Annotated in this window: 17 protein-coding genes and 4 tRNA genes; 8 read left to right on the top strand and 13 right to left on the bottom strand. The window is 56.0% G+C overall.

Annotation, left to right across the window (positions count from 1 at the left end; genetic code table 11):
* Positions 1-32 precede the first annotated feature (32 nt).
* Both valS and ACN082_RS03995 read left to right on the top strand, forming a co-directional pair.
* The gene (gene valS / locus ACN082_RS04000; RefSeq protein WP_419099557.1) at positions 33-2,681 is read left to right on the top strand and encodes a valine--tRNA ligase; all 2,649 of its coding nucleotides are present in this window, start codon (positions 33-35) and stop codon (positions 2,679-2,681) included.
* Positions 2,682-2,789: 108 nt separating this feature from the next.
* Positions 2,790-4,196, top strand: a complete 1,407-nt coding sequence (locus tag ACN082_RS03995) for an LssY C-terminal domain-containing protein (RefSeq protein ID WP_419099556.1) — start codon at positions 2,790-2,792, stop codon at positions 4,194-4,196.
* 64 nt (positions 4,197-4,260) lie between these two features.
* Here ACN082_RS03995 and ACN082_RS03990 read toward each other — a convergent pair whose 3' ends face one another.
* The 6 genes from ACN082_RS03990 to ACN082_RS03965 form a co-directional block, all read right to left on the bottom strand.
* Complete coding sequence (locus ACN082_RS03990; RefSeq protein ID WP_419099555.1) at positions 4,261-4,893, bottom strand: DsbA family oxidoreductase; 633 nt, start codon at positions 4,891-4,893, stop codon at positions 4,261-4,263.
* A 97-nt stretch (positions 4,894-4,990) separates the two neighbouring features.
* A complete protein-coding gene (gene clpX, locus ACN082_RS03985; RefSeq protein WP_419099554.1) occupies positions 4,991-6,277 on the bottom strand; it encodes an ATP-dependent Clp protease ATP-binding subunit ClpX in 1,287 nt (428 codons plus the stop codon).
* 218 nt (positions 6,278-6,495) lie between these two features.
* Complete coding sequence (locus ACN082_RS03980; protein WP_419099553.1) at positions 6,496-7,173, bottom strand: ATP-dependent Clp protease proteolytic subunit; 678 nt, start codon at positions 7,171-7,173, stop codon at positions 6,496-6,498.
* A 33-nt stretch (positions 7,174-7,206) separates the two neighbouring features.
* Positions 7,207-7,830: an ATP-dependent Clp protease proteolytic subunit gene (locus ACN082_RS03975; RefSeq protein ID WP_419099552.1), complete on the bottom strand. Its 624-nt coding sequence runs from the start codon at positions 7,828-7,830 to the stop codon at positions 7,207-7,209.
* 246 nt (positions 7,831-8,076) lie between these two features.
* A complete protein-coding gene (tig, locus tag ACN082_RS03970; RefSeq protein WP_419099551.1) occupies positions 8,077-9,375 on the bottom strand; it encodes a trigger factor in 1,299 nt (432 codons plus the stop codon).
* Positions 9,376-9,491: 116 nt separating this feature from the next.
* Positions 9,492-9,566: transfer RNA gene (locus tag ACN082_RS03965), tRNA-Pro, on the bottom strand.
* 167 nt (positions 9,567-9,733) lie between these two features.
* On the opposite strand from ACN082_RS03965, the gene ACN082_RS03960 reads away from it, so the two are divergent.
* Together ACN082_RS03960 and ACN082_RS03955 are read left to right on the top strand one after the other, a co-directional pair.
* Positions 9,734-9,804 (top strand) — tRNA-Gly (locus ACN082_RS03960).
* A 5-nt stretch (positions 9,805-9,809) separates the two neighbouring features.
* Positions 9,810-9,883: transfer RNA gene (locus ACN082_RS03955), tRNA-Gly, on the top strand.
* A 76-nt stretch (positions 9,884-9,959) separates the two neighbouring features.
* Here ACN082_RS03955 and ACN082_RS03950 read toward each other — a convergent pair.
* From ACN082_RS03950 to ACN082_RS03940, 3 genes are all read right to left on the bottom strand, one after another.
* A complete protein-coding gene (locus ACN082_RS03950; RefSeq protein WP_419099550.1) occupies positions 9,960-10,685 on the bottom strand; it encodes an HAD family hydrolase in 726 nt (241 codons plus the stop codon).
* A 257-nt stretch (positions 10,686-10,942) separates the two neighbouring features.
* Positions 10,943-11,821, bottom strand: a complete 879-nt coding sequence (locus tag ACN082_RS03945) for an Fpg/Nei family DNA glycosylase (RefSeq protein WP_419099549.1) — start codon at positions 11,819-11,821, stop codon at positions 10,943-10,945.
* A gap of 39 nt (positions 11,822-11,860) precedes the next feature.
* Entirely contained in the window at positions 11,861-12,352 is a 492-nt protein-coding gene (locus ACN082_RS03940) for a ribose-5-phosphate isomerase (protein WP_419099548.1), read from the bottom strand.
* 214 nt (positions 12,353-12,566) lie between these two features.
* On the opposite strand from ACN082_RS03940, the gene pepN reads away from it, so the two are divergent.
* Together pepN and ACN082_RS03930 are read left to right on the top strand one after the other, a co-directional pair.
* Positions 12,567-15,107, top strand: coding sequence for an aminopeptidase N (gene pepN, locus ACN082_RS03935; protein ID WP_419099547.1), 2,541 nt, complete (start codon positions 12,567-12,569; stop codon positions 15,105-15,107).
* Positions 15,108-15,229: 122 nt separating this feature from the next.
* Positions 15,230-15,694, top strand: a complete 465-nt coding sequence (locus ACN082_RS03930; RefSeq protein WP_419099546.1) for a globin — start codon at positions 15,230-15,232, stop codon at positions 15,692-15,694.
* A 26-nt stretch (positions 15,695-15,720) separates the two neighbouring features.
* Here the strand turns inward: ACN082_RS03930 and ACN082_RS03925 are convergent, their stop codons facing one another.
* On the bottom strand, positions 15,721-16,410 hold the full coding sequence (locus ACN082_RS03925; protein WP_419099545.1) for a hypothetical protein: 690 nt from the start codon (positions 16,408-16,410) through the stop codon (positions 15,721-15,723).
* 79 nt (positions 16,411-16,489) lie between these two features.
* Between ACN082_RS03925 and ACN082_RS03920 the strand changes: the two genes are divergently transcribed.
* Positions 16,490-17,389 carry an acyl-CoA thioesterase gene (locus ACN082_RS03920; RefSeq protein ID WP_419099544.1) on the top strand — a complete coding sequence of 300 codons (900 nt, stop codon included), beginning with the start codon at positions 16,490-16,492 and terminating at the stop codon, positions 17,387-17,389.
* 132 nt (positions 17,390-17,521) lie between these two features.
* On the opposite strand, the gene ettA is transcribed toward ACN082_RS03920, so the two are convergent.
* Positions 17,522-19,201: an energy-dependent translational throttle protein EttA gene (gene ettA / locus ACN082_RS03915; protein WP_419099543.1), complete on the bottom strand. Its 1,680-nt coding sequence runs from the start codon at positions 19,199-19,201 to the stop codon at positions 17,522-17,524.
* A 146-nt stretch (positions 19,202-19,347) separates the two neighbouring features.
* Positions 19,348-19,830: a single-stranded DNA-binding protein gene (locus ACN082_RS03910; protein WP_419099542.1), complete on the bottom strand. Its 483-nt coding sequence runs from the start codon at positions 19,828-19,830 to the stop codon at positions 19,348-19,350.
* A 489-nt stretch (positions 19,831-20,319) separates the two neighbouring features.
* Between ACN082_RS03910 and ACN082_RS03905 the strand changes: the two genes are divergently transcribed.
* Positions 20,320-20,392, top strand: a tRNA-Arg gene (locus ACN082_RS03905).
* Between the two features lie 89 nt (positions 20,393-20,481).
* On the opposite strand, the gene mptB is transcribed toward ACN082_RS03905, so the two are convergent.
* Complete coding sequence (gene mptB / locus ACN082_RS03900) at positions 20,482-22,056, bottom strand: polyprenol phosphomannose-dependent alpha 1,6 mannosyltransferase MptB (protein ID WP_419099541.1); 1,575 nt, start codon at positions 22,054-22,056, stop codon at positions 20,482-20,484.
* Positions 22,057-22,176 lie beyond the last annotated feature (120 nt).

Below are 22,176 nucleotides of genomic sequence, written 5' to 3'. Positions count from 1 at the left end.
ATCTCAACACATAAGCTGAGAGAATGAAAAGCATGGCTGACATCAACCAGGGCACAGACACGCCCGCAGAACCCACAGTAGACATTACCGTTCCCGCAAAGCCCGGCCTCGAAGGCCTCGAAAAGAAGTTCACACAGAACTGGGCCGAGCGCAAGACCTACGCTTTTAACCGGGACACCACCCGCGAGCAGGTCTATTCCATTGACACCCCGCCTCCCACAGCCTCTGGCTCCCTGCATGTGGGGCACATGTTCTCCTACACCCAGACCGACGTCATCGCCCGCTACCAGCGCATGAAGGGCAAGAACGTCTTTTACCCCCTGGGCTGGGACGATAACGGCCTGCCCACTGAGCGCCGTGTTCAGAACTACTACGGGGTTCTGTGCGACCCCGCTATCCCCTACGACCCCAACTTCACCGCGCCCGAGAAGCCTGCCAAGAACCAGCGTGACTGGCCGCGTATCTCACGCCAGAACTTCATTGAACTCTGCGAGATTCTTGCTGTTGAAGACGAAAAGGTCTTTGAAGAACTCTTCACCACTCTGGGTCTTTCGGTGGACTGGTCACACACCTACCGCACCATCGATGCCCACTCCCGCAAGGTCTCCCAGCTTGCCTTCCTGAACGATCTAGCCAGCGGCGATGCCTACATGGCAGAGGCCCCCACCATGTGGGATGTCACCTTCCGCACCGCGGTTGCCCAGGCCGAGCTGGAAGATAAGGAACGCCCCGGTGCCTACCACCGCATCTCCTTCCACCGCGAAAACGGCGAGAAGGTATGGATTGAGACCACCCGCCCCGAGCTGCTGCCTTCCTGTGTAGCTCTGGTTGCCCATCCCGATGACCAGCGCTACCAGCCTCTCTTTGGGACCAAGGTCACCTCCCCGCTCTTCGGCGTTGAGGTCGAGATTAAGGCGCACCCTCTGGCTCAGCCCGACAAGGGGGCCGGTATCGCCATGATTTGTACCTTTGGCGACACCACCGACGTCACCTGGTGGCGTGAGCTCCAGCTTGATACCCGCGCACTCATTGGCCGCGACGGCCGCTTCGCTTCAGAAACCCCCGACTGGATTACCAGCCCCGAGGGCCGTGAACGCTACGCCCGTATGGCCGGTGCAACCGTCTTTACCGCGCAAAAGACCGTGGTCGAGATGCTGATTGAAGCCGGCGAAATGGACGGCGACCCCAAGCCCATTACCCACCCGGTCAAGTTCTACGAAAAGGGCGACAAGCCCCTTGAAATCGTGGCCTCACGCCAGTGGTATATCCGCAACGGTGGCCGCGATGCCGAGCGCCGCGAAGCTCTTATTGAGCGTGGCCGCCAGATTACCTGGCACCCCACCTTTATGCGCTCCCGCTACGAGAACTGGGTAGAGGGCCTCAACGGTGACTGGCTCATTTCACGCCAGCGCTTCTTCGGTGTGCCCTTCCCCATCTGGTACGCCCTGGACGCCGATGGTGAGCCCAACTACGATGAGCCGATTGTTCCTAGCGCTGAGATGCTGCCGGTAGACCCCGCCTCAGAGCCTGCACCCGGTTACACCGAGGATCAGCGTGGCCTACCCGGTGGCTTTATCGCTGACCCCGATGTTCTAGATACCTGGGCTACCTCGTCACTGACCCCGCAGATTGCCACCGGCTGGGCAGTGGATCGGGAGCTGCACGAGGTCACCTTCCCTATGGATTTGCGCCCCCAAGGCCACGACATTATCCGTACCTGGCTCTTCTCCACCGTGGTTCGCTCAAACTCACTAGAGAACTCTGTTCCCTGGACCGATACCGCACTGTCAGGCTGGATTCTGGACCCGGACCGCAAGAAGATGTCCAAGTCCAAGGGCAACGTGGTTGTTCCCCATGAGGTGCTGGAAAAGTACGGTTCGGATGCGGTCCGTTACTGGGCGGCCAGCGCCAAGCTGGGTGCCGACACCGCCTACGATGAAGCCCAGATGAAGATTGGTCGCCGCCTGGCTATCAAACTCCTGAACGCTTCAAAGTTCGTGCTGGGTCTGGGGGCAACTGCTCAGTCAGTTATCACCACCCAAGCACAAGCTAACCTGCTCACCAACGACCTGGATCGCTCCCTGCTGGCTCGTCTAGCTAGCCTGGTTGAGGAATCTACTGCGGCCTTTGAGAATTACGAGTACGCTCGTGCCCTCCAGATTTCCGAGACTTTCTTCTGGCACTTCACCGATGACTTCGTTGAGCTCATTAAGGACCGCGCTTACGGCAAGGCAGGAGACGCTGAACAGGCATCAGTTCTGTCGGCTCTTGCCACCACCTTGGACGCTCTGCTCCGTATGTTTGCGCCCTTCCTACCCTTCGTGACCGATGAGATTTGGTCCTGGTGGAGGGCAGGCTCGGTGCACCGTGCACCCTGGCCTACCACTGCCGGTTACGCGAAACTTGCCAAAACCGCTGACGCAGAGATTCTGCCCACCGTGGCGGCCGCTCTGGGAGGGATACGCAAGGCTAAGAGCCAGGCCCAGGTCAAACAGCGTACTGAAGTTGAGTCAGCAGTAATTACCGGTTCTCAGCAGTCTATCCAGCGCCTCAAGGCTGGCCTAGCAGACCTGAAGGCAGCCGGAAATGCTCACCAGCTCACTCTGCAGGTTCAAGACGCTCAAGCCGAACTAGAGATCAGCCAGGTCAAGCTCAGGGCAGAAGAAGAGAGGGCTTCCTAGCCTTCCTTACCTGCCCTAAACGGCTTACCCCCTGAGAGAGGCCTAGCTCATTCACCCGGGCTAGGCCTCTCCTTTACTACCCTGACACTAGACTGGACTGATAGACTTATGAACTCTGATCCCAATTACCCGCGATACCGGGGCAATACCTCGCCCGAAAAGATCAAAAGCTACCTGCAATTTCAAGCAGATAGGCGGGTTTTCTCGGGTGCCCTGGACAAGCTCTATTTCATTGGAGCTGGTCTGGCCTCAATTTGGCTGGCCATTGTAGCCCTCATAGAAGCCAGCACCCATTCCTGGTGGGCTATCCCCCTGATCATTGTCTTCTGGGGTATCTGTGCTTATTTCACCTTGCCGCGTTTTCACCGAATCATGACCGATATTTATGTGCCCAGCTACTTTATCGGTCGTGCTCGGACCGGTGACGGCCTTTTGGGAGACCCTATTAACATAGGTATCAGAGGGGAAGAAGCAGATATCCACCGCGCCATGACCCAGGCAGGCTGGCATCAGGCAGAGCCTGTCACGTTAGCATCCTCCTGGCGTATTATTCGCAATACTCTCACGAGAACTCCCTACCCCACTGCACCGGTTTCCCCTCTCTATCTCTTTAACCGCAAAGAGGATTTCGCCTACCAGCAAGAGGTTGATGGGTCGCCCCAAAAACGACACCATGTACGTTTCTGGAAGGCCCCTCAGGGGTGGAAGCTGCCCGGCGGTGCCTCAGTTGATTGGCTAGCTGGCGCAACCTTCGACAGGGCCGTCGGACTTTCCCTTTTCACACTCCAAGTCACCCATAAGATTGATGCAGACACTGATAAGGAACGAGATTATGTAGTAGAAACTGTCGCCTACTGCAACCCCCAGACTCAGGTTGAGGTCATCAAGGATTTCTCTACCGGCTACCACTCCCGTAACGGTGGTGGGGATGATATCCTCACCGACGGTAACCTCCCCATCTTGGAACTTGCTCAGCTTCAGCCCTCACCAGCAGAAAACTCAGACCTTAGCCCAGAAAAGCTCAGAGGCCACCGGCCCGCCTGGGAACTGGTCCAAGAAGCACCGCCCAGTGTCTGGGTAGCTGCACTCTTTGTGGGCATTCTGGCGATGTTCCAGTTAGGTATTAACCTCTGGCAAATCTCTCGGGGCGATTTTTTGAGTTTGGAGAATAGCCTAACTGGGGATGAACTAGCCCATATCTCTAATGCTATGACTATAACCCAGTGGACTCTTAGCGGGTTGCTGATCCTCATTACTGTGACTCAGGTCTTCCTCTGTATCCAAGTAATTCGTGGCAGCCAGCGATCACGAAAAATAATCCTGGCACTTCTGAGTCTCTCATTCGTAGGTACAGCGCTCTCGGTCTCGGCTGGATCAGCCGAAGGCGGAAACCTCTATGCCGTCTTTATTATTATGGCAAGCCATGTTTTTGCCATGCTGGAGTTTACTTCTGATGGAGCGGTTAACTACACCTACAATGCCACCGCCAAAAACCAGGCTCGCGCACAAAAGTAGCTAGCAGGCATAAGCAAAGCCCCCGGAGCAGGTTCCCTTCAAGGGACCCTCCGGGGGCTTCACTCTAGTTCTCTGCTCTAGCTGCGAAGATGGGACCCACTGTTCTGGGTCGCTTAATTTCAAAGAAACCGGGGTAAGAGGCTAGTGCTACAGCCCCATCAAAGACCTTAGCGGCTTCTTCACCGGTGGGGGCAGGGCTCATGACCGGACCAAAGAAGGTCACGCCGTTAATGCTGATCAGCGGCACACCGATGTCATCGCCACCGGCGGCTTCGAGGCCCGCACGGGTTGAGTCGCGCATAAACTCATCGTATTCTTCAGTGAAAGCAGCCTGCGCAAGTTCAGAGGGCAGGCCAACAGTTTCCAGAGCCTTAGTAATGGCGTCAGCGTAGAGTTCACCGCCCTTGTTCTGCTGGTGGTGGATCTCCTCCCCCAGGGCCGTGTAGAGCGCATCAACCTCGGCCTGCGAGTACTTCTGAGCGACGGCAGTAACCACACGGGCCGGGCCCCAGGCCGTTTCCATGTGTGCCTGGTAGTCAGCAGGCAGGTCACGCCCCTCATTGAGAACAGACAGAGAGAAGGGATGCCAGGTGACCTCAACATCGCGCAGGCCCTGGACCTCTTTAATCCAACGGGAGGTCATCCAGCACCAGGGGCAGGTGGGGTCAAACCAAAAATCAACTTTGTTCTCAGCCACAGGGGCTCCTTTCAGAGAAAGCTGTGCTTTTGCACCGAAATACTGTCACCAGCAAAACACCCCGTTCCGGGATACTATTCCCGGAGCGGGGCTTTTCTTAAGCGCTCTTCTTTTCCACCGAATTATCAATGACGAGAATCGGGTCTTTATCGCCGGTGACAACATCGGCATCGATAATGACCGCCGATACGTCACTACGGCTGGGTACATCGAACATGACCGGTTGCAGAATAGACTCCATGATGGAACGTAAACCGCGAGCACCGGTGTCGCGTTCAACAGCCTGGCGGGCAATGGCGGCAATGGCGCCGTCCTCAAAAATCAGTTCAACACCGTCAAGGGCGAACATACGTTTGTACTGCTTGACCAGAGCGTTCTTGGGTTCGGTCAGAATCCGTTTGAGGTCGCTCTCGGTCAGCTTACCCAACGTAGCAAGCACTGGCAGGCGGCCAATGAACTCAGGGATCAGACCAAATTTCAGTAGGTCTTCGGGCATGAGCTTAGTGAGGATATCGCTCTCCTTGGCGGCCTGCTCAATCGAGGCACCAAAGCCAATACCCTTGCGGCCTACCCGCCCACCTACTATCTCTTCGATACCGGCAAAAGCACCGGCCACGATAAAGAGGATATTGGAAGTGTTAATCTTGAGGAATTCCTGCTGAGGGTGCTTACGACCGCCCTGTGGAGGCACCGATGCATCCGTACCCTCAAGGATTTTAAGGAGTGCCTGTTGCACCCCCTCACCCGAAACGTCTCGAGTGATGGAAGGGTTATCTGCCTTACGGGAAATTTTATCGATTTCATCAATGTAAATGATGCCGCGCTGGGCTTTTTGAATGTCCCCATCGGCGGCCTGAATTAGCTTGAGCAGAATGTTCTCAACGTCTTCGCCCACATAACCAGCCTCGGTGAGTGAGGTCGCATCGGCAACCGCAAAAGGCACATTGAGTTTTTTGGCCAGGGTCTGGGCCAGGTAAGTCTTGCCGGAACCTGTCGGGCCAACCAGCAGAATATTGGACTTAGCAATCTCAACGTCTTCACCGTCAGTAGCCAAAAGCTCCTTAGCCTCAAAAGCTGAGCTTTCTTGCGCCCGAATACGCTTGTAGTGGTTGTAGACCGCTACAGACAGGGCACGCTTAGCGGCCTCCTGCCCAATGACGTACTCCTGGAGGTGGTCAAAGATCTCACGGGGGTTGGGGAGTTCTTCAGCAGACCCTAGACCCTTGACCTCGGTCAGTTCCTCTTCAAGAATCTCGTTGCACAGCTCAATACATTCATCGCAGATGTAGATATTGGGGCCAGCAATCAGCTTACGAACCTGCCGCTGATTCTTGCCACAAAATGAACATTTGGGAAGAGTGGTGCTATCGCCTAGACGAGCCATACCCCTACCTTTCTTTGGGTTCCACTACATAATCTACCCTGAAAAATTAGCCAGCCCAATTGTGTGACGTTTAAGGAAAGATGACGAAAAAATGACATCTGTGTTCTCACAGATATCACCCCGACTCGATAATCCATATAAAACGCCGCCATCGGCTCTCTACTCTCGTGGAGCAGAACCAAAGGCGGCGCCAATACCCAACGGTTTGGGGTATCTATCTAGTCGTGCTTCTCAGCAGTGTTGAATGCCGGCTTATTGGCCTTGCGTGACTCAAGCACCTGGTCGACGATGCCGTACTCCAGTGCCGCTTTAGCGGTCAGAATGTTGTCACGTTCAATCGACTTATCGACCTCTTCAAAGGTCTTACCGGCGTGCAGAGCAAGAGTCTGGGCAGTCCACTCACGCATGCGCATTACTTCGTTGGCGTGAATCTCAATGTCTGATGCCTGGCCGCCCTGCTGACCCGACAGCGCAGGCTGGTGAATCAGTACGCGGGCGTTGGGCAGGGCAAGACGCTTACCGGGGGTACCGGCTGCCAGCAAGACAGCGGCGGCTGATGCGGCCTGACCCAGGCAGACAGTCTGAATCTCGGGGCGGATGTACTGCATGGTGTCGTAGATTGCAGTCATCGCGGTGAAGGAGCCACCGGGTGAGTTGATGTAAAGAGTGATGTCACGGTCAGGATCCTGGGACTCAAGAACCAGGAGCTGGGCCATGATGTCATCGGCTGAGGCATCATCGACCTGAACGCCCAAGAAAATGATGCGGTCTTCAAAGAGCTTGGCGTAGGGGTCCTGGCGCTTGTAGCCGTAGGGGGTACGCTCTTCAAAGTTGGGGAGCACGTAGCGGTCGGTGGGCATACCGGCCGGGGCGGTAGATGAGGGGAGGTGAATCATTCGGTTTCTCCTAGAAAGTCTTGCGTGGCCGGTTTACTTGTCGGTGGCGCTGGTGGCCGGGCCAATTTTGTCCAGAATCTTGTCGAAGAAGCCGTAAGCCAGGCCTTCTTCTGCGGTGAACCAGTTATCACGGTCGTTATCGCGCAGGATGGTTTCTACGGTCTGGCCGGTGCGCTCTGCGGTGATTTCGCTCAGTCGCCTCTTCATATCCAAAATGAGCTGGGCCTGGGTGCGAATATCTGATGCGGTACCACCGATACCGCCGGAGGGCTGGTGCATAAGGATACGGGCATTAGGGGTGGCGTAGCGCTTGCCGGGTGCACCTGCTGTGAGCAGGAACTGCCCCATTGAGGCGGCCATGCCGGTCACAACGGTGACAACGTCGTTGGGTATAAGCTGCATGGTGTCGTAGATAGCCATACCTGCGGTTACAGAACCACCCGGTGAGTTGATGTAGAGGTAGATATCGGCCTCGGGGTCCTCAGCCGAGAGCAAAAGGAGCTGGGAGCAGATACGGTTGGCGTTGGAATCGCGTACTTCTGACCCCAGCCAGATAATGCGCTCTTTGAGTAGACGGTTATAGATATAGTCGTCCTGGCTCCCCATGGGTGTTTCCATGGCGGGGGCCTGGTGTGCTTCAGGAAGGGTGAAGGACATTGATTCCGCTCCTTGTGTCGGTGGCGGCGGCCGCAGACTGCGGGCACCAAAGAATTGCTTGACATTCAGGTTATCGCTTTTGGGCACTGGCGTGAGCACAAAAGAGCCTCAGTTCGCTGATGGCATGTTAGGGCAAACGGTCTCTTAGACTGCCCAGCCCAGGGAAGGAGACAGAAAAAAGGCCCCACCTAGCCTTAGCTGGGCGGGGCCTTGTACTAAAGCACCAAGGTCGGTGCAGGCTAGTACTTACTGCTGGCCATCATTGTCGTTAAGGAATGATGAGAGGTCAACAGCCTTACCGTCTGCGTCAACAACCTCAGCCTTAGCCAGAACAGCGGCCAGAGCCTTGGAGCGGCGAACTTCGCCAACGATCATGCCGGACTGGCCTGAGCCGTCAAGCATCTGAGCGAACTGGTTGGGGTCCATACCGTACTGCTGGCTCATGGTGATGATGTAGTCGATCAGCTCGGACTGCTCAACAGAAACTTCTTCCTTCTCGGCGATTGCGTCGAGAATGATTTCGTTCTTGAAGGCACGTTCGGTGTTCTCACGAACCTCAGCGCGGTGCTCTTCGGTGTCGTGGTCAGCTTCCTGGCTGGGGGTCTTGAAATGCTGCTCCAGCTGGTCTTCAATAACCTTCTCGGGAACGGGAACTTCTACCAGTTCAACCAGCGAGTCAAGAACCTTATCACGCGCTTCTGCGCCCTGCTCGGCAACCTTGGAGTCAGCGGCCTGCTTCTTCAGGTCTTCCTTGAGCTCTGCAATGGTATCGAATTCGGAGGCCAGCTGAGCGAAGTCGTCGTCTGCCTCGGGCAGTTCGCGTTCCTTAACAGCGGTGACAGAAACCTTGACGGTTGCCTCTTCACCAGCGTGCTCGCCACCGGCAAGCTTGGTCACGAAGGTTGCATCTTCACCAGCAGACAGGCCAAGAACAGCTTCGTCCAAGCCCTCCAGCATGGTGCCGGAGCCTACCTGGTAGGACAGGTCGTTGGCAGCGTCAACTTCTTGGCCATCGATTTCAGCGGCGATGTTAATGGTCAGGAAGTCCTGGTCAGCGGCGGGGCGCTCAACAGCCTTGAGGGTACCGAAACGGCCACGCAGGGCATCGAGTGCCTTCTGCTCGTCTTCTTCAGTAACTTCTACGCTTGCAACCTCAACCTTGATGCCTGAGTAGTCAGGCAGTTCAATTTCGGGGCGAACGGTAACCTCTATAAGGAGCTTGAGGTCCGCTTCACGGTTGCCCTCTTCGGGCTTTGCAATGATGTCCAGTTCGGGCTGAGCCAGGGGTGTGAGCTCGTTCTCAGCCAGAGCCTGGGAGTAGTAGCTGTTCAGCGCTTCATTCAGAGCGTTCTCAACAACAAAGTCGAAGCCAGCACGCTGATCAATCAGAGCCTTAGGGGTCTTGCCCTTGCGGAAACCAGGAACTGAAATCTGGTTAGCCAGTGACTTGTAGGTGCGGTCAAGGTAGGTCTTGAACTCAGCGAAGGGAACCTCGACCTCGATTTTTGCGAGGGTCGGGTTGATCTTCTCGACGGCAGTCTTCACGTCCGTTGATCTCCTGATATCTTGAGGGAACCGCAACCCGGAACTAAATATGAGTGCGGCAAACTAATCGTTCTATAGAAAAACCCGCCGTTTCCGGCGGGCCGATCTATTTCACGTCGGGGTGACAGGATTCGAACCTGCGATCTCCTGCTCCCAAAGCAGGCGCGCTAGCCAAGCTACGCCACACCCCGTATTGCACGGAAGGCAACACCTAGTCTAGCGGGAACCCATCGTAAAATCTAACTGGCGACCGCATTACGCCTAGGGCGTGTTGCCGACTTTTCTAGCCTAGCCGATTTGACAAGCCCACCACAAACCGGGTTTACTAGAAATCGTCCACGAGGACGCCACCCCACACGGGGATGTAGCTTAATGGTAAAGCCTCAGTCTTCCAAACTGATTACGCGGGTTCGATTCCCGTCATCCCCTCTCCTGCGGCTGTAGCTCAATGGTAGAGCGCACGCTTCCCAAGCCTGATACGCGGGTTCGATTCCCGTCAGCCGCTCCAAAGAAAAGCGACCACCGGCAGGTGGTCGCTTTTTTGTGCCGTCCATTTGCAGAGGGTGTTCTACGGTCTCAAGTTTCTAGTAGTGATCGATAAGTTCAGTCAGCGCCCTAACCCGCTCAATACCGGGCGGAATCTGCTGGTGACGCCTGCTCCTGTTAACCCAAACCGCTCCAAGGCCGGCTCCTACCGGGGCTTGCACATCTGCCAAAAAATTATTGCCCACATGCACAGCAAAAGCCGGGTCGGTTTCAAGAGCGGCGCAGATGAGACGGAAAAAATCTTCTTTTGGCTTGCTGGTACCCAGGAGTTGTGATGTTAGCAGCGGCAGATCTGAAAGGCCTAAAGTATCCAGCTTGGCCTGTTCAACCGCCTGCGACCCGTTAGTTACGGCAACTACTTGAAGATGAGAACTATAAAGGTCGAGGCCACGCATGAAGCCCTCAACATCGTCAAAAGCAACCCAGGCCTGCCGACGGTGGGCCTCAAAACAGCCCAAGAAGCCCTCTGCCCGTTCTTGGGAATGGGCAGTGCCCGTCATGAGGTTAAGCATGCTGGCTATCCGCTGGTAGTAGTGCTGATCAAAGGCCTGCTCCCCTGCCAAATACAGCTGAAAATCTTCCCGCTGAATATCTGACCAGACGCGGTACAAAGCTTGCGACTCAGCAAAATCACCCCGAAAACCATACCTCTGAAGGGCCCGGTAAAACCCTAGAGATGTAGCGGTTTCACTATCAAGCAGGGTGCCCTCAATATCAACCAGCAGTAGTCGAGCTCGCCTCAACAAAGAACTCTTAAGGCTCACGCTACCCTCCCCAGCCTCTACTGCACTTTCCTACAGCATAAGCCTATCCCTGCTTGAGCGCCCTCTAAAAGAGCTCTTTTAGCCAGCTCAAAAGAACCGCGAAGCAACCCTACGCGTTCAACAGCCCACATGCCGACTTTAGGATTCTTCAACCTAATCGATAAATCCAGGGACATTAGGGTCGCCTATCGAGATTATGAGCTGACAGAGCCTACAGAGCACAAAACCCTGTAACTCAAAGAGTTTAGAGGATCTTCTCAACGCTGACAGCCGGGGCACCAATACAGTTTTCGCCCAGCAACTTCTTGCAATGCAATCGTGCTCCCGCACCGTAAACAGGCCTGCCCCTGGTGGTGATAGACGTAATTTGCGTGCTCAGGCCAGGCCTCATATTCAGAAACACCAGGGCGGTCAGCCGGCTCAGTTGTAATAATCCGGCCCACCCTGACACCAATTTCAAGCAGGTGCTTGTTATCGCCCCAGAGAGCCTCAAGTTCAGAGCTACTACATTCTTTTGCGGGGCGGAAAGGATCGATACCGCACCTGAACAGAGATTCAGCCCTAAAAATGTTGCCGATACCAGAGATAACTTTCTGGTCCATCAGGGCAACCCCGATAGGTCGGGAGGTCTTCCTCGCTCGAGCATAAAAGGCCTGCGGGTCAGCATCCGGGTTCAGAGGGTCCGGCCCCAGCTGAGAACGCACGCGGGCCACTTCGTCAGCCGTTAAAACCCGGCAAATGGTGGGTCCGACCAGGTCGGCCCACCCATGCTCAGAGACCAGGCGAGCGCGAGTGGTTGGCCGCGGTGCCGGCGGCTTGGCGCTGAGCTCTTGGGAGTGATCCTCCTGCTCACCAATCTTGCGCGGTGCCCCAATCGACGAGGCACCCGTGAACCGCTCGTCACCGCCAAAGGTAAATGCACCGTAGATACCCAGGTGTACGTTCAGGTAAAGGTCGTTGGAGAACTCTGCAAAGAGGTGTTTACCGTGGGCAAACGACCGGATCAGCCGGTGCCCATGCAGAAGCGCCGCTCCATCGGTGAAACGTCCCTGGGGGCTACTGACGGCAAGTTGCTGGTTGGCAAAAACGTCGGTGAGCTGGCGTGCAAGCCGGTGGATGGAGTGGCCTTCTGGCATGGGTTCCTTCTGGGGTTTTGGTCGCGGGGGTGGGTGATCCTAGTAAGTATCGATGTGTTTGCCGCTGATTGCCCCGGTGGTTTCGTATTCTGCCATTTGACCGATGCGGCGGGCGTGACGTTCTTCCTTGGTCCATTCGGTGCTCAGGAAAACCTTGATGATGTCCAGGGCCTCTTCCTTGCTGTGCTGACGGCCACCTACAGCTACAACCTGGGCATTATTGTGTTCACGCGCAAGGGCGGCGGTTTCGTGGTTCCAGGCGAGCGCTGCCCTGATGCCCGCTACCTTATTGGCTGCCATCTGCTCGCCGTTACCGGAGCCGCCCAGAACAATCCCCAGGGAATCTAGCCCTGCCTCACGGTCAGCACGAACGGCAAGCGCAGCATTGATGCAGAAGCTGGGGTAGTCATCGAGGGCGTCGTACTCTGCTGGGCCGTGGTCGACCATCTCGTAGCCAGCTGCGGTGAGTTCCTGGATGAGGTAGTGGCTCAGGTCAAGGCCTGCATGGTCAGTAGCAATGTGGACGCGCACGGTGTCTCCTTAGGTCGTTGGCGGCAGGGGGAAGCTGTAAACCACACTATATAGTTAGGTGAATCACGGGCTACCACATAGAATTATAGGCGTATGTGCTGCGTGACGACCAACCTGCAGCAGCAGGTTACCCGTGGCTGTTGGCAGGGCAAAGACCGCCCTTCTAGTACTGGAGCTATCCGGCTCTTCCCTTTCCACCACGATAAGGAACCCCATGCCTGGAATGAATTTGACCCGCGCCGAAGCTGAGCAGAGAGCATCTCTTATTCAGCGTGTAGATTCCTACACCATTGATCTTGACCTCACCCGGGGCGAGCGAGTGTTTGGTTCACGCACTGTTGTCCGTTTTGACGCTGTACCCGGGCAAGAGACCTTTATTGACGCGATTACCGATACTGTCCACAGTATTGTTCTCAACGGGGAAAACCTGCCGGTAGATTGCGCTGATGGCCTTCGGATTACTTTGCCCTCACTAGCCCAGAAGAACGAACTGGTGATTGAGGCCGATATGCTCTACACCAACACTGGTGAAGGCCTGCACCGCTTTGTTGACCCGGTAGATGGTGAGGTCTACCTCTACTCGCAGTTTGAGGTTCCGGATTCTCGCAGGGTTTACCCCGTTTTTGAACAGCCCGACCTCAAAGCTGAGTTCGAGTTCAGGGTCAAGGCGCCCGCCCACTGGGTTGTTGTCTCTAACCAGCCCGAGACATCTGTTGACGAGCAGGCAGACATTAAGGTGTGGAACTTCAAGCCCACTCCCCGCATTTCCTCCTACATCACCGCCATTATTGCTGGTCCCTACGCGGGTGTTTCCTCATCACTGACCAACAGCCAAGGCCGAGAGATTAAGCTGGGTTGCTACGCCCGTAAATCACTCATGGAATACCTGGACGCTGACGAGATCTTCCACATCACCCGCCAGGGCTTTGAGTTTTTTGAAGAACAGTTCAAGACTCCCTACCCCTTTGAAAAATATGACCAGCTCTTTGTGCCCGAGTTCAACGCCGGTGCCATGGAGAATGCCGGGGCGGTGACCTTCCTTGAAAGCTACATCTTCCGTTCCAAGGTCACCGAGGCAATTATTGAGCGCCGGGCCATTACCGTCCTGCACGAACTGGCCCACATGTGGTTTGGTGACCTGGTTACCATGAAGTGGTGGAACGACCTGTGGCTCAATGAGTCCTTCGCTGAGTTCATGTCTACCTTGGCTTTGGCCGAAAACACCAGTTTCGCCCCCGAAGCCTGGGCAACTTTCTCCGCGTCGGAAAAGACCTGGGCTTACAACCAGGACCAGCTCTCCTCGACCCACCCCATTGTGGCACCTATCCGCGACCTGCAAGATGTTCAGGTGAACTTTGACGGTATCACCTACGCTAAGGGCGCCTCTGTGCTCCGCCAGCTTGTTGCCTGGGTGGGCCAGGAGAACTTTATGGCCGCCCTCAAGGTCTACTTTGAGAAGCACGCCTACGGCAACACTGTGCTCGATGACCTACTTACCGAGCTTGAAGCAATCTCCGGGCGCGACCTGCGGGCCTGGAGCAAGCTCTGGTTAGAAACTGCCGGGGTCAATACTCTCAGCACCGAAGTTGAAGAAGCAGAGGACGGAACTCTGGCCCGCCTGGCTCTGCGCCAGACTTTTGCAGAGGGCTACGAAACCCTGCGCCCCCACCGCCTCATCCTTGGCTTCTACAGCATGAAAGATGGTGCGCTCACCCGCACCCACCGCCTAGAAATTGACGTTGACGGCGAGCTGACCGAGGTACCCGAGGCCGTCGGGCTGGCCCGCCCCGATCTCATTCTGGTCAATGATGAAGACCTGGCCTACGCCAAGATCCGCCTGGATGAGCGTTCCCGCGCCACCGCCGTAACCCACCTGGGCGCTATTGATTCTTCAGTTGCTCGCGGGGTTGTCTGGGGCTCCCTCTGGGACACCGCCCGCGACGGCCAAATGCCTGCCCGTCAGTTCGTCGAATTGGTACTCAACAACATCGGGGCAGAAACTAACTCCACCGCTGTCCGTACCCAGCTCACCAACCTGGAAACTACCCTGCGGGCTTACCTCAACCCCGCTCACGCGGAGTCTGTACGCCAGCAGGCTGCAGACCGGCTGTGGGAACTTGCTCAGCAGGCTGAGGCCGGTTCAGATAAGCAGTTCCAGCTGGTCGGGGCCTTTGCACGTCTTGCCCACACCGACAGCCAGCTTGACACTCTCGAAGCCCTGATGAGTGGGAACACCCAGCTTGAGGGTCTTGAGATTGATACTGACCTACGGTGGGCCCTGCTCATTTCACTGTCAGCCGGTGGCCGCAGACGCAAGACAGATATCGATGCTGCTCTGGCAGACGACAACACCGCTACCGGCCAGCAATCAGCGGCCACAGCACGAGCCGCTATCCCCACCGCAGAAGCAAAAGCAGAAACCTGGCGAGCAGTCGTTGAAACCGGTGAACTTTCCAACAACGTCCAGCGCGCGGCTATTCTTGGCTTCTACCGCGGTAACCCGCAGGTCACGGCCCAGTACACCGAACGCTACTTTGAGTCTGTGGAGAAGGTCTGGCGTGAACGCTCCCACGAGGTTTCCACCCAGATTATTACCGGGCTCTTCCCCCGTGTCTACACCCAGCAGGTGCTTGACCGTGCCGAAGACTACCTGGAAACACTGCCTGAGGACGCCGCAGCCCTCAAACGCCAGGTTGCCGAAGGCCGCGACGCTCTAGCACGCGCGCTCAAGGTTCAGGCCGCCGATATGGCCTAAAGCTACAGCGCCAAGAAAGGCGGGGTTTTCGCTCAGTGAGAGTGAAGGCCCCGCCTCTTCTATACCTCCCGTCCCTGCCGGTGGTCAGACCGTAGCCAGTGCACGGGAGTAAACTAGAGGGCATGAATCAGTTACCCAACCCCGCTTTCAAACCCATCTCTCTAGCCGACGGCGCAGGTCAAAATCCCCAACCAGAAGGTGACGATATTGACCCCCGCTCTTTCTATTCCCAGGTTGGTGGGCACCCAGTTTTTGAAAAACTCTGCCGGGAGTTCTATGAGCGGGTTGCAGCTGATGAGGAATTTAAAGCCATGTACCCCGAGGCTGATTTAGGCCCCGCCGAAAGACGGCTCAGAATGTTCCTGGAACAGTACTGGGGAGGGCCCAAAACCTACCAGGAAGAACGCGGCCACCCCCGTCTGCGTATGCGACACAACCCCTTCTATATTGGCCCTAATGAACGGGACACCTGGTTGCGGTATATGCGGGAGGCCATGGACACTCTGGAGCTTGCCCCGCTCTATGATGCCGAGATGTGGGGCTACTTTGAGCGTGCCGCTCACGCTATGCAGAACAGGGCTCAGTAGCGCCTGGAAGCATTCTCTCGCCCCCTTTACGGCTTGCTTGACCGCACCAAAACATGCCCTGCACGAGCAGAAATACGGACCCAATCCCCATTCACCCACACCGGCATTGGCTCGGTAGCTCGCGGATGCAAAAAGCCCAGCACCTCAAGGGCGAAAGCAGCACCTGCTGGCAGAGGCACCTGAGTATTTGGTGTTTGGACGGGTGAGGACCAGATGCGTGAACGCACTGTTGAAACCACCGCATGGCCGGGGTGAGCTGGCAAGGCTCCGTCCACTGTCTCAATACCGGCCTTAGCGGTCTGACGTGCATCATCGGATAGGTAGAAGCCAGATTTTTCCCACCCGGTGATTGGTGGTGTCCGGCCAGCCCAGCCCGCAGTCACGGCAACCGGTGGAAGCGCCAGTTGCAAGCCCTCCTGCTCAATACGAGCCAGGCGGTCTAGCAGGGCAGCAGCCTCAACCGTTATATCCAGATCAGCCGGTTCAGCCAGTTTGATAGCGCGCAGGCCAAGAACCGTAGGGGTCGTATCTAAAAGATGCTCAGGTTCCAGGGCGCACACAGTTACCCCCAGAATATCCCCGCGAGCCTGCAACCGTACGGCCGCCTTCGGGTCCAGAGACTTAGCCCGCACCAGATAGGTTGTGAGGTCGCGGGCTGTGGATTCATCGGGCAGGTGCACATACGGTCTTGTATGCGCAGATTCTTGGCTAGACATGGGGTGCCTCTTTCAATACAGAATTAATCACTTCATCTTATCCCTCATAACATTAGCCCACTTATGAGAAGGTAGAACCATGAGTCTAGATACACACCAAGAGACGCTCACCCCCACAGGCAAGCTACTTGCTATGCTTGACCTACCTGTAGCTAGTGCCTCTGCACATGAGCAGGTCTTTCAGGCAAGGACCCTGACTAAAGAGTCACCCCGCATCTTCGGCGGGCAGGTTCTCGCCCAAGCCCTGGTTGCTGCGGCACGGACCGTAGAGGGTAAACAGGTACACTCACTCCACGGCTATTTTCTGCGCCCTGGTGATGTCAACGCCAGCCTCGCCTACGGGGTAGAAAACCTTAACGACACACGCTCTTTCGCCAGCAGGCGTGTTCAGGCCTACCAAGGCGGCGCACCTATCTTCTCCTGTATTGCCTCTTTCCAGACAGTAGCCAAGGGGCCGGAGCACTCATCGGAGATACCCACCGACCTGCCAGATCCCGAGTCGCTCCCCACAGCAGCCGACCTATTGGGGCATATCAACCTACCCATCGCCCACAAGGTGGCGCACGGCAGACCCTTCGATATCCGCCATATCAGCCCAGCGCTCTACCTTGACCCGGACACGAGCGGATCGGCTCAGAACATGGTCTGGTTCAAGACTAAGGAGAGGCTACCGGATGACCCGCTCATTCATCAGGCGGCTATGGCTTATGCCTCTGACTACACACAGATTGAGCCGGTTCTGCGCCGCCACCAGAAATCATGGCTAGAACCGGGCATGAAAGTAGCTTCCTTAGATCACACCATCTGGTTCCATCGGCAGGCTCCTGCGGATGAGTGGCTTCTACTGGTTCAGGACTGCCCCAGCTCTCAGGGCGCACGTGGATTATCGCTGGGTAAAATTTTTACCCGTGATGGCAAGCACATTGCAACGGTAGCCCAAGAAGCGCTCATTCGGCTACCCGAATACCGCACGACCTAAGAGCCCTCTAAACGCAAGAATCCCCCGCACCCCATGGGGTGCGGGGGATTCTTTACAGCCATGACCGGAGCTACCTGCGCCAAACTACCGTCAGGGATAAGAACTTACAGGTTGAGCCGGTCATTGTAAGCCTTAGCGGGTCAGCTTACGGTGGACAAGGCGGTGAGGCTTAGCGGCATCGGGGCCCAGGCGCTCCACCTTGTTCTTCTCGTAGGACTCGAAGTTGCCTTCAAACCAGTACCAGTTATCGGGCTGCTCATCGGTGCCTTCCCAGGCCAAAATATGGGTAGCAACCCTATCTAGGAACCAACGGTCGTGGGAGACCACAACGGCGCAGCCGGGAAACTCTAGCAGAGCGTTTTCCAGCGAGGTCAGGGTCTCAACGTCCAGGTCGTTGGTAGGCTCATCGAGCAGTAAGAGGTTGCCCCCCTGCTTGAGGGTCAGAGCCAGGTTCAGACGGTTGCGCTCACCACCGGAAAGCACACCGGCCTTCTTCTGCTGGTCAGGGCCCTTGAAGCCGAAGGCTGAAACGTAGGCGCGCGAAGGCATTTCAACCTGGCCAACCTGAATGTAATCCAAGCCGTCAGAGACAACCTCCCACAGCGACTTTTCGGGGTCAATGTTTGAACGGTTCTGGTCAACGTAGGAAATCTTGACGGTCTCGCCCACCTTGAGGGTGCCACCGTCCAGGGCTTCGAGACCGACAATAGTCTTGAACAGGGTTGACTTACCCACACCGTTAGGGCCGATAACGCCAACGATACCGTTGCGGGGTAGCGAGAAGGAGAGGCCCTTGATCAGTGAACGGCCGTCAAAACCCTTTTGCAGGTTCTCGGCCTCAATAACCACGTTGCCCAGGCGCGGTCCCGGGGGAATCTGAATTTCCTCAAAGTCAAGCTTACGGGTCTTCTCCGCCTCAGCTGCCATCTCCTCGTAGCGAGCCAGACGGGCCTTTGACTTAGCCTGGCGGCCCTTAGCGTTGGATCGAACCCAATCCAGCTCATCTTCAAGGCGCTTAGCAAGCTTGGCGTCCTTCTTACCCTGAACTTCAAGGCGAGCACGCTTCTTGTCCAGGTAGGTGGAGTAGTTACCCTCGTAGGGGTAGAGGTTGCCGCGGTCTACTTCGGCAATCCATTCAGCCACATGATCGAGGAAGTATCGGTCGTGGGTAATGGCAATAACAGCGCCCTCGTAGGACTGCAGGTGCTGTTCGAGCCAGAGCACCGATTCGGCATCTAGGTGGTTGGTGGGCTCATCGAGCAGGAGCAGGTCGGGCTTCTGAAGCAGGAGCTTACAGAGAGCTACACGGCGGCGTTCACCACCGGAGAGGTGGGTTACGGGCGAATCTCCGGGAGGGCAACGTAGAGCGTCCATTGCCTGCTCAAGCTGGGAGTCAATGTCCCAGGCGTTGGCGGCGTCAATGGCTTCCTGGAGTTTGCCCATTTCTTCCATGAGGGAGTCGAAATCGGCATCGGGGTTAGCCATTTCTTCTGAGATTTCGTTGTAACGAACAATCTTCTCGTAGATTTCGCCCACGCCTTCCTGGACGTTACCCAGGACGGTTTTTTCTTCATTGAGCGGGGGCTCCTGCATAAGGATACCCACGGTGTAGCCATCGGAGAGTCGTGCTTCACCGTTGGAGGGGGTGTCAAGACCCGCCATAATTTTCAGGATGGTTGACTTACCGGCACCGTTGGGGCCGACCATACCGATTTTTGCACCGGGGAAGAACGACATTGAAACGTCGTTGAGGATGACTTTATCGCCCACAGTTTTGCGGGCTTTGGTCATGGTGTAGATAAATTCTGCCATGCCTTTAAGCCTACCGGTTTATGTCAAGTTGGTTGGCCCCAAGCGGGCGACCGCCTGAGAAACTTGGTGAGAGTCTTGTACCTCCCCTCTTGTTCAGAGCATGACCGAGAGGGCTACCGCTCTCGAGCCCTCAGTGCCGGCGTGTTCTAGCTGGTGAGGCTGACACTGGCCTCGTCGTTTGCTCTAGCCTCAGTGAGGCCCGTCTGGTCGTCGGCCTGCACCTGCTCATTGAACTTACGGTCGGTATCGTCTATCTCTGGCTTGCGGTCGGTTACCCGGGTAAAGTTTGCCAGCCCAAAGTTGAGGTCATGCCCTATAGAGCTAGCATCAATCTCAATGCTGGTACCTGCCGAGCCATCTGCCCTTTCGAACTGTTTGACCTGCAGGCGGCCGGTGACCAGGACGGGCTGGCCCACATGAAGGCTGCGGGCAGAGTTATGGGCGAGCGCCCTAAAGGCATTGACTGTGTACCAGTTGGTATTGCCTTCTTTCCAGCTCCCCGATGTGGTATCGAACCAGCGGGGTGTGGAAGCGATGCGGAAGTTGGTGACGGGTATCTGCCCACCTGGCAGGAATTTCTGGGTTGGTGCTGTGGCAATAAAGCCTCGAACGGTGACGGTATCGCTCATGATTCCTCCTTGAGTCGGCTCTGTTCTGGTAGCCCCAACCTGCCAGGTAGGGCCTGCTGGAGGCAATAGTGCATAAAGCCTGTGGATACGAAAATTCAGGCTATGAGAGGTAAGTAAAGCTGCACTCGATGAAGATAAGACAGTTTAGGAATATGAGATGTTCACACCTCTACCTCTTGGGTTGCTCTCTCTTTAGGCTGGTGGCAAGCTCAGCAGGAGCTGGGCAGGGTAAGGCATAGAGTGAGTCAGCAGACCTGGAAGGAAGAATACCTGTGAAGCCTGAGGTTTGGTGTGGAGCAGAATAGTTATGGGTAACTATCCCTCATGGGCGCCAGAAGAGATTGCCAGCTATCTCAGCTCCCTAGGGTTTAAAGGCCTTGGGTCGGTAATTACTTGCTCCCTAGCAGAGGTAGCTGGGTACATCAGACGTGCTGATGAACCGCATCAAAGTGACTTTTTCTGGCCCAGGAGCTAATATTGAGTGCGCTAGCCTCAGTAGCTCAGTGGATAGAGCAGGAGCCTTCTAATCTCTTGGTCGGGGGTTCGACTCCCTCCTGGGGCGCTATGCACAATAGCCCCTCACCTCTTGGTGAGGGGCTATTTCTTTGGGCGGACTCTCCGGTTCGAGTTTTTGGGCCTCTCCCCTATTCCTTAGATACTGACCTCGTAGAGGGAAGAGCGCTGGGCTCTTCGCAGGACTCGACGGGTGGCTGGGTCAAAGAAGACCAGCCAGAAAGCGTAAGCCAAACTCAAGACCACGGCAATAAGACGGCCCATGTTTTGGTCGAAATTATCCAGATAGGGCGAGACAGCCAACTGGTCTGAAACCGCATAGATAACGAAGAACATGGTGGTCAAGAAGTAGAAGTCAAGTTGCCAGTCAGTTCGTACACCAGAGACAACAAAGAGTGGGATAAACCACAGCAGGTACCAGGATTGCAGCATCGGTGAGAAAGCCACAACTAGGCCCAGGGCTAAGCCTGCCCTGCGAATCAGGTTCTCGTCTTTACCGCACACCATAGTCAGGACTGCCAGTAACACGCCAGTGAGCTTGCCCAGGTTGAAGAATGTGTCCCGAATACCGTTTGCCAGGGCATTATCACCTGTAATCGACACAATAATCTGGTTAATTTGTAGTCCCAGGAACCCGATGGGAGTGAACCAGATGTACTGCCCACCGGTAGTGGAAAGGGCTGAAACCCAGCCAAAGTTAAGGCCTGTTACCCAGCCCATGAGACCGAGTTGGGCCATTGAAATTGCCAGGGTGAGTGCCCAGAAAACGATGCGGCGTGGCCAGCTTGCCCCACGCCCTGCCCAGAAAAGCCCGATAAAGGGTAGGGCTACCAGGGCAATCGGTTTGACGGCAACGGCAGCAGTCACCAGGGTCACGCCAAGAAGGCAACCCAAGGTATCGCGTCTAGAAGCAGCGTAGTAAACGCCGGCCAGGATCAGTCCGGTCATCAGCGCATCATTATGTGACGAGGTAATAAAAGCTGCGATGAAGAGCGGGTTTGCTACCACCAGCCAGTTGGCGCGAATACCGTTGATACCGTGGAGTTGAGCGAGCTTGGGAACGTAGTAGGCAATCATGGCTACGCCGATGAGTGCAAGGAGCCTAAAGAGATAAAGGGCGGTATCGACTGAATTACCCGACCATTGGGCTACCCATTTCTCAATCACCAGGAATATGGGTCCGTAGGGCGGTGCTGATTCAGACCACATCTGGTCGGCCCCGTATTGGAAGAAGTTGTTAACCGAGGAGACTCCATACTCATAGGGGTTGAGGCCTGACGCCATCACCCGCCCCTGGGCAAAGTAAGAAAAAACGTCCCGGCTATAGAGCGGGAAAGCAAAAAGTTGAGGAATGATCCAGCATACCGCTGCACCCGTAGCCCATTTTTTTGCCCTCGAATCCCAGACCATGAGCTTCTGAACCATGCGGAGCCATTCTCGACACAGCATCATGGAACCTACCACCAGCATGGCGATGCAGGTTACCAGACCGGGAGCGGTGTAACGCAGGGGAATAATCCAGTCGACGCGTCGGAAAAGTGAAGCATCGGCAAGCCAGCCCACACCAAAGGAGGCGAACATGACCAGGAGCGAACCAATGGTTCCAACGATTAGGGTACGTAGTGGGCTACCTGACACATAGTTAGCTGTCTTGGGGTTATAGCGGTGCACAGGGCGGTTACCGGGGTCGATTTGCGCTGTTCTGGGGCTCATGGTCATCCTAGGCGGGCTGAAGATTACACCTGATTTTACCCGGCTCACGCCTTGAGCGAGTACAGCTTCTGCTGGTGGGCCATATTTCCCGAGTTCGGGCCAGCCTGCACACGGTTTGGG

Source organism: Rothia sp. CCM 9417, from assembly GCF_048513575.1.
Taxonomy (GTDB): domain Bacteria; phylum Actinomycetota; class Actinomycetes; order Actinomycetales; family Micrococcaceae; genus Rothia.
This window is presented reverse-complemented; position numbering and strand designations above follow the sequence as displayed.

Coding starts and splice junctions, on each gene's coding strand:
- ACN082_RS03930 (WP_419099546.1), top strand. CDS start 15,230: ATGAATCAGTTACCCAACCCCGCTTTCAAACCCATCTCTCTAGCCGAC.
- ettA (WP_419099543.1), bottom strand. CDS start 19,201: ATGGCAGAATTTATCTACACCATGACCAAAGCCCGCAAAACTGTGGGC.
- ACN082_RS03945 (WP_419099549.1), bottom strand. CDS start 11,821: ATGCCAGAAGGCCACTCCATCCACCGGCTTGCACGCCAGCTCACCGAC.
- clpX (WP_419099554.1), bottom strand. CDS start 6,277: ATGGCTCGTCTAGGCGATAGCACCACTCTTCCCAAATGTTCATTTTGT.
- pepN (WP_419099547.1), top strand. CDS start 12,567: ATGCCTGGAATGAATTTGACCCGCGCCGAAGCTGAGCAGAGAGCATCT.
- ACN082_RS03920 (WP_419099544.1), top strand. CDS start 16,490: ATGAGTCTAGATACACACCAAGAGACGCTCACCCCCACAGGCAAGCTA.
- ACN082_RS03925 (WP_419099545.1), bottom strand. CDS start 16,410: ATGTCTAGCCAAGAATCTGCGCATACAAGACCGTATGTGCACCTGCCC.
- ACN082_RS03980 (WP_419099553.1), bottom strand. CDS start 7,173: ATGATTCACCTCCCCTCATCTACCGCCCCGGCCGGTATGCCCACCGAC.
- mptB (WP_419099541.1), bottom strand. CDS start 22,056: ATGAGCCCCAGAACAGCGCAAATCGACCCCGGTAACCGCCCTGTGCAC.
- valS (WP_419099557.1), top strand. CDS start 33: ATGGCTGACATCAACCAGGGCACAGACACGCCCGCAGAACCCACAGTA.
- ACN082_RS03995 (WP_419099556.1), top strand. CDS start 2,790: ATGAACTCTGATCCCAATTACCCGCGATACCGGGGCAATACCTCGCCC.
- ACN082_RS03910 (WP_419099542.1), bottom strand. CDS start 19,830: ATGAGCGATACCGTCACCGTTCGAGGCTTTATTGCCACAGCACCAACC.
- ACN082_RS03975 (WP_419099552.1), bottom strand. CDS start 7,830: ATGTCCTTCACCCTTCCTGAAGCACACCAGGCCCCCGCCATGGAAACA.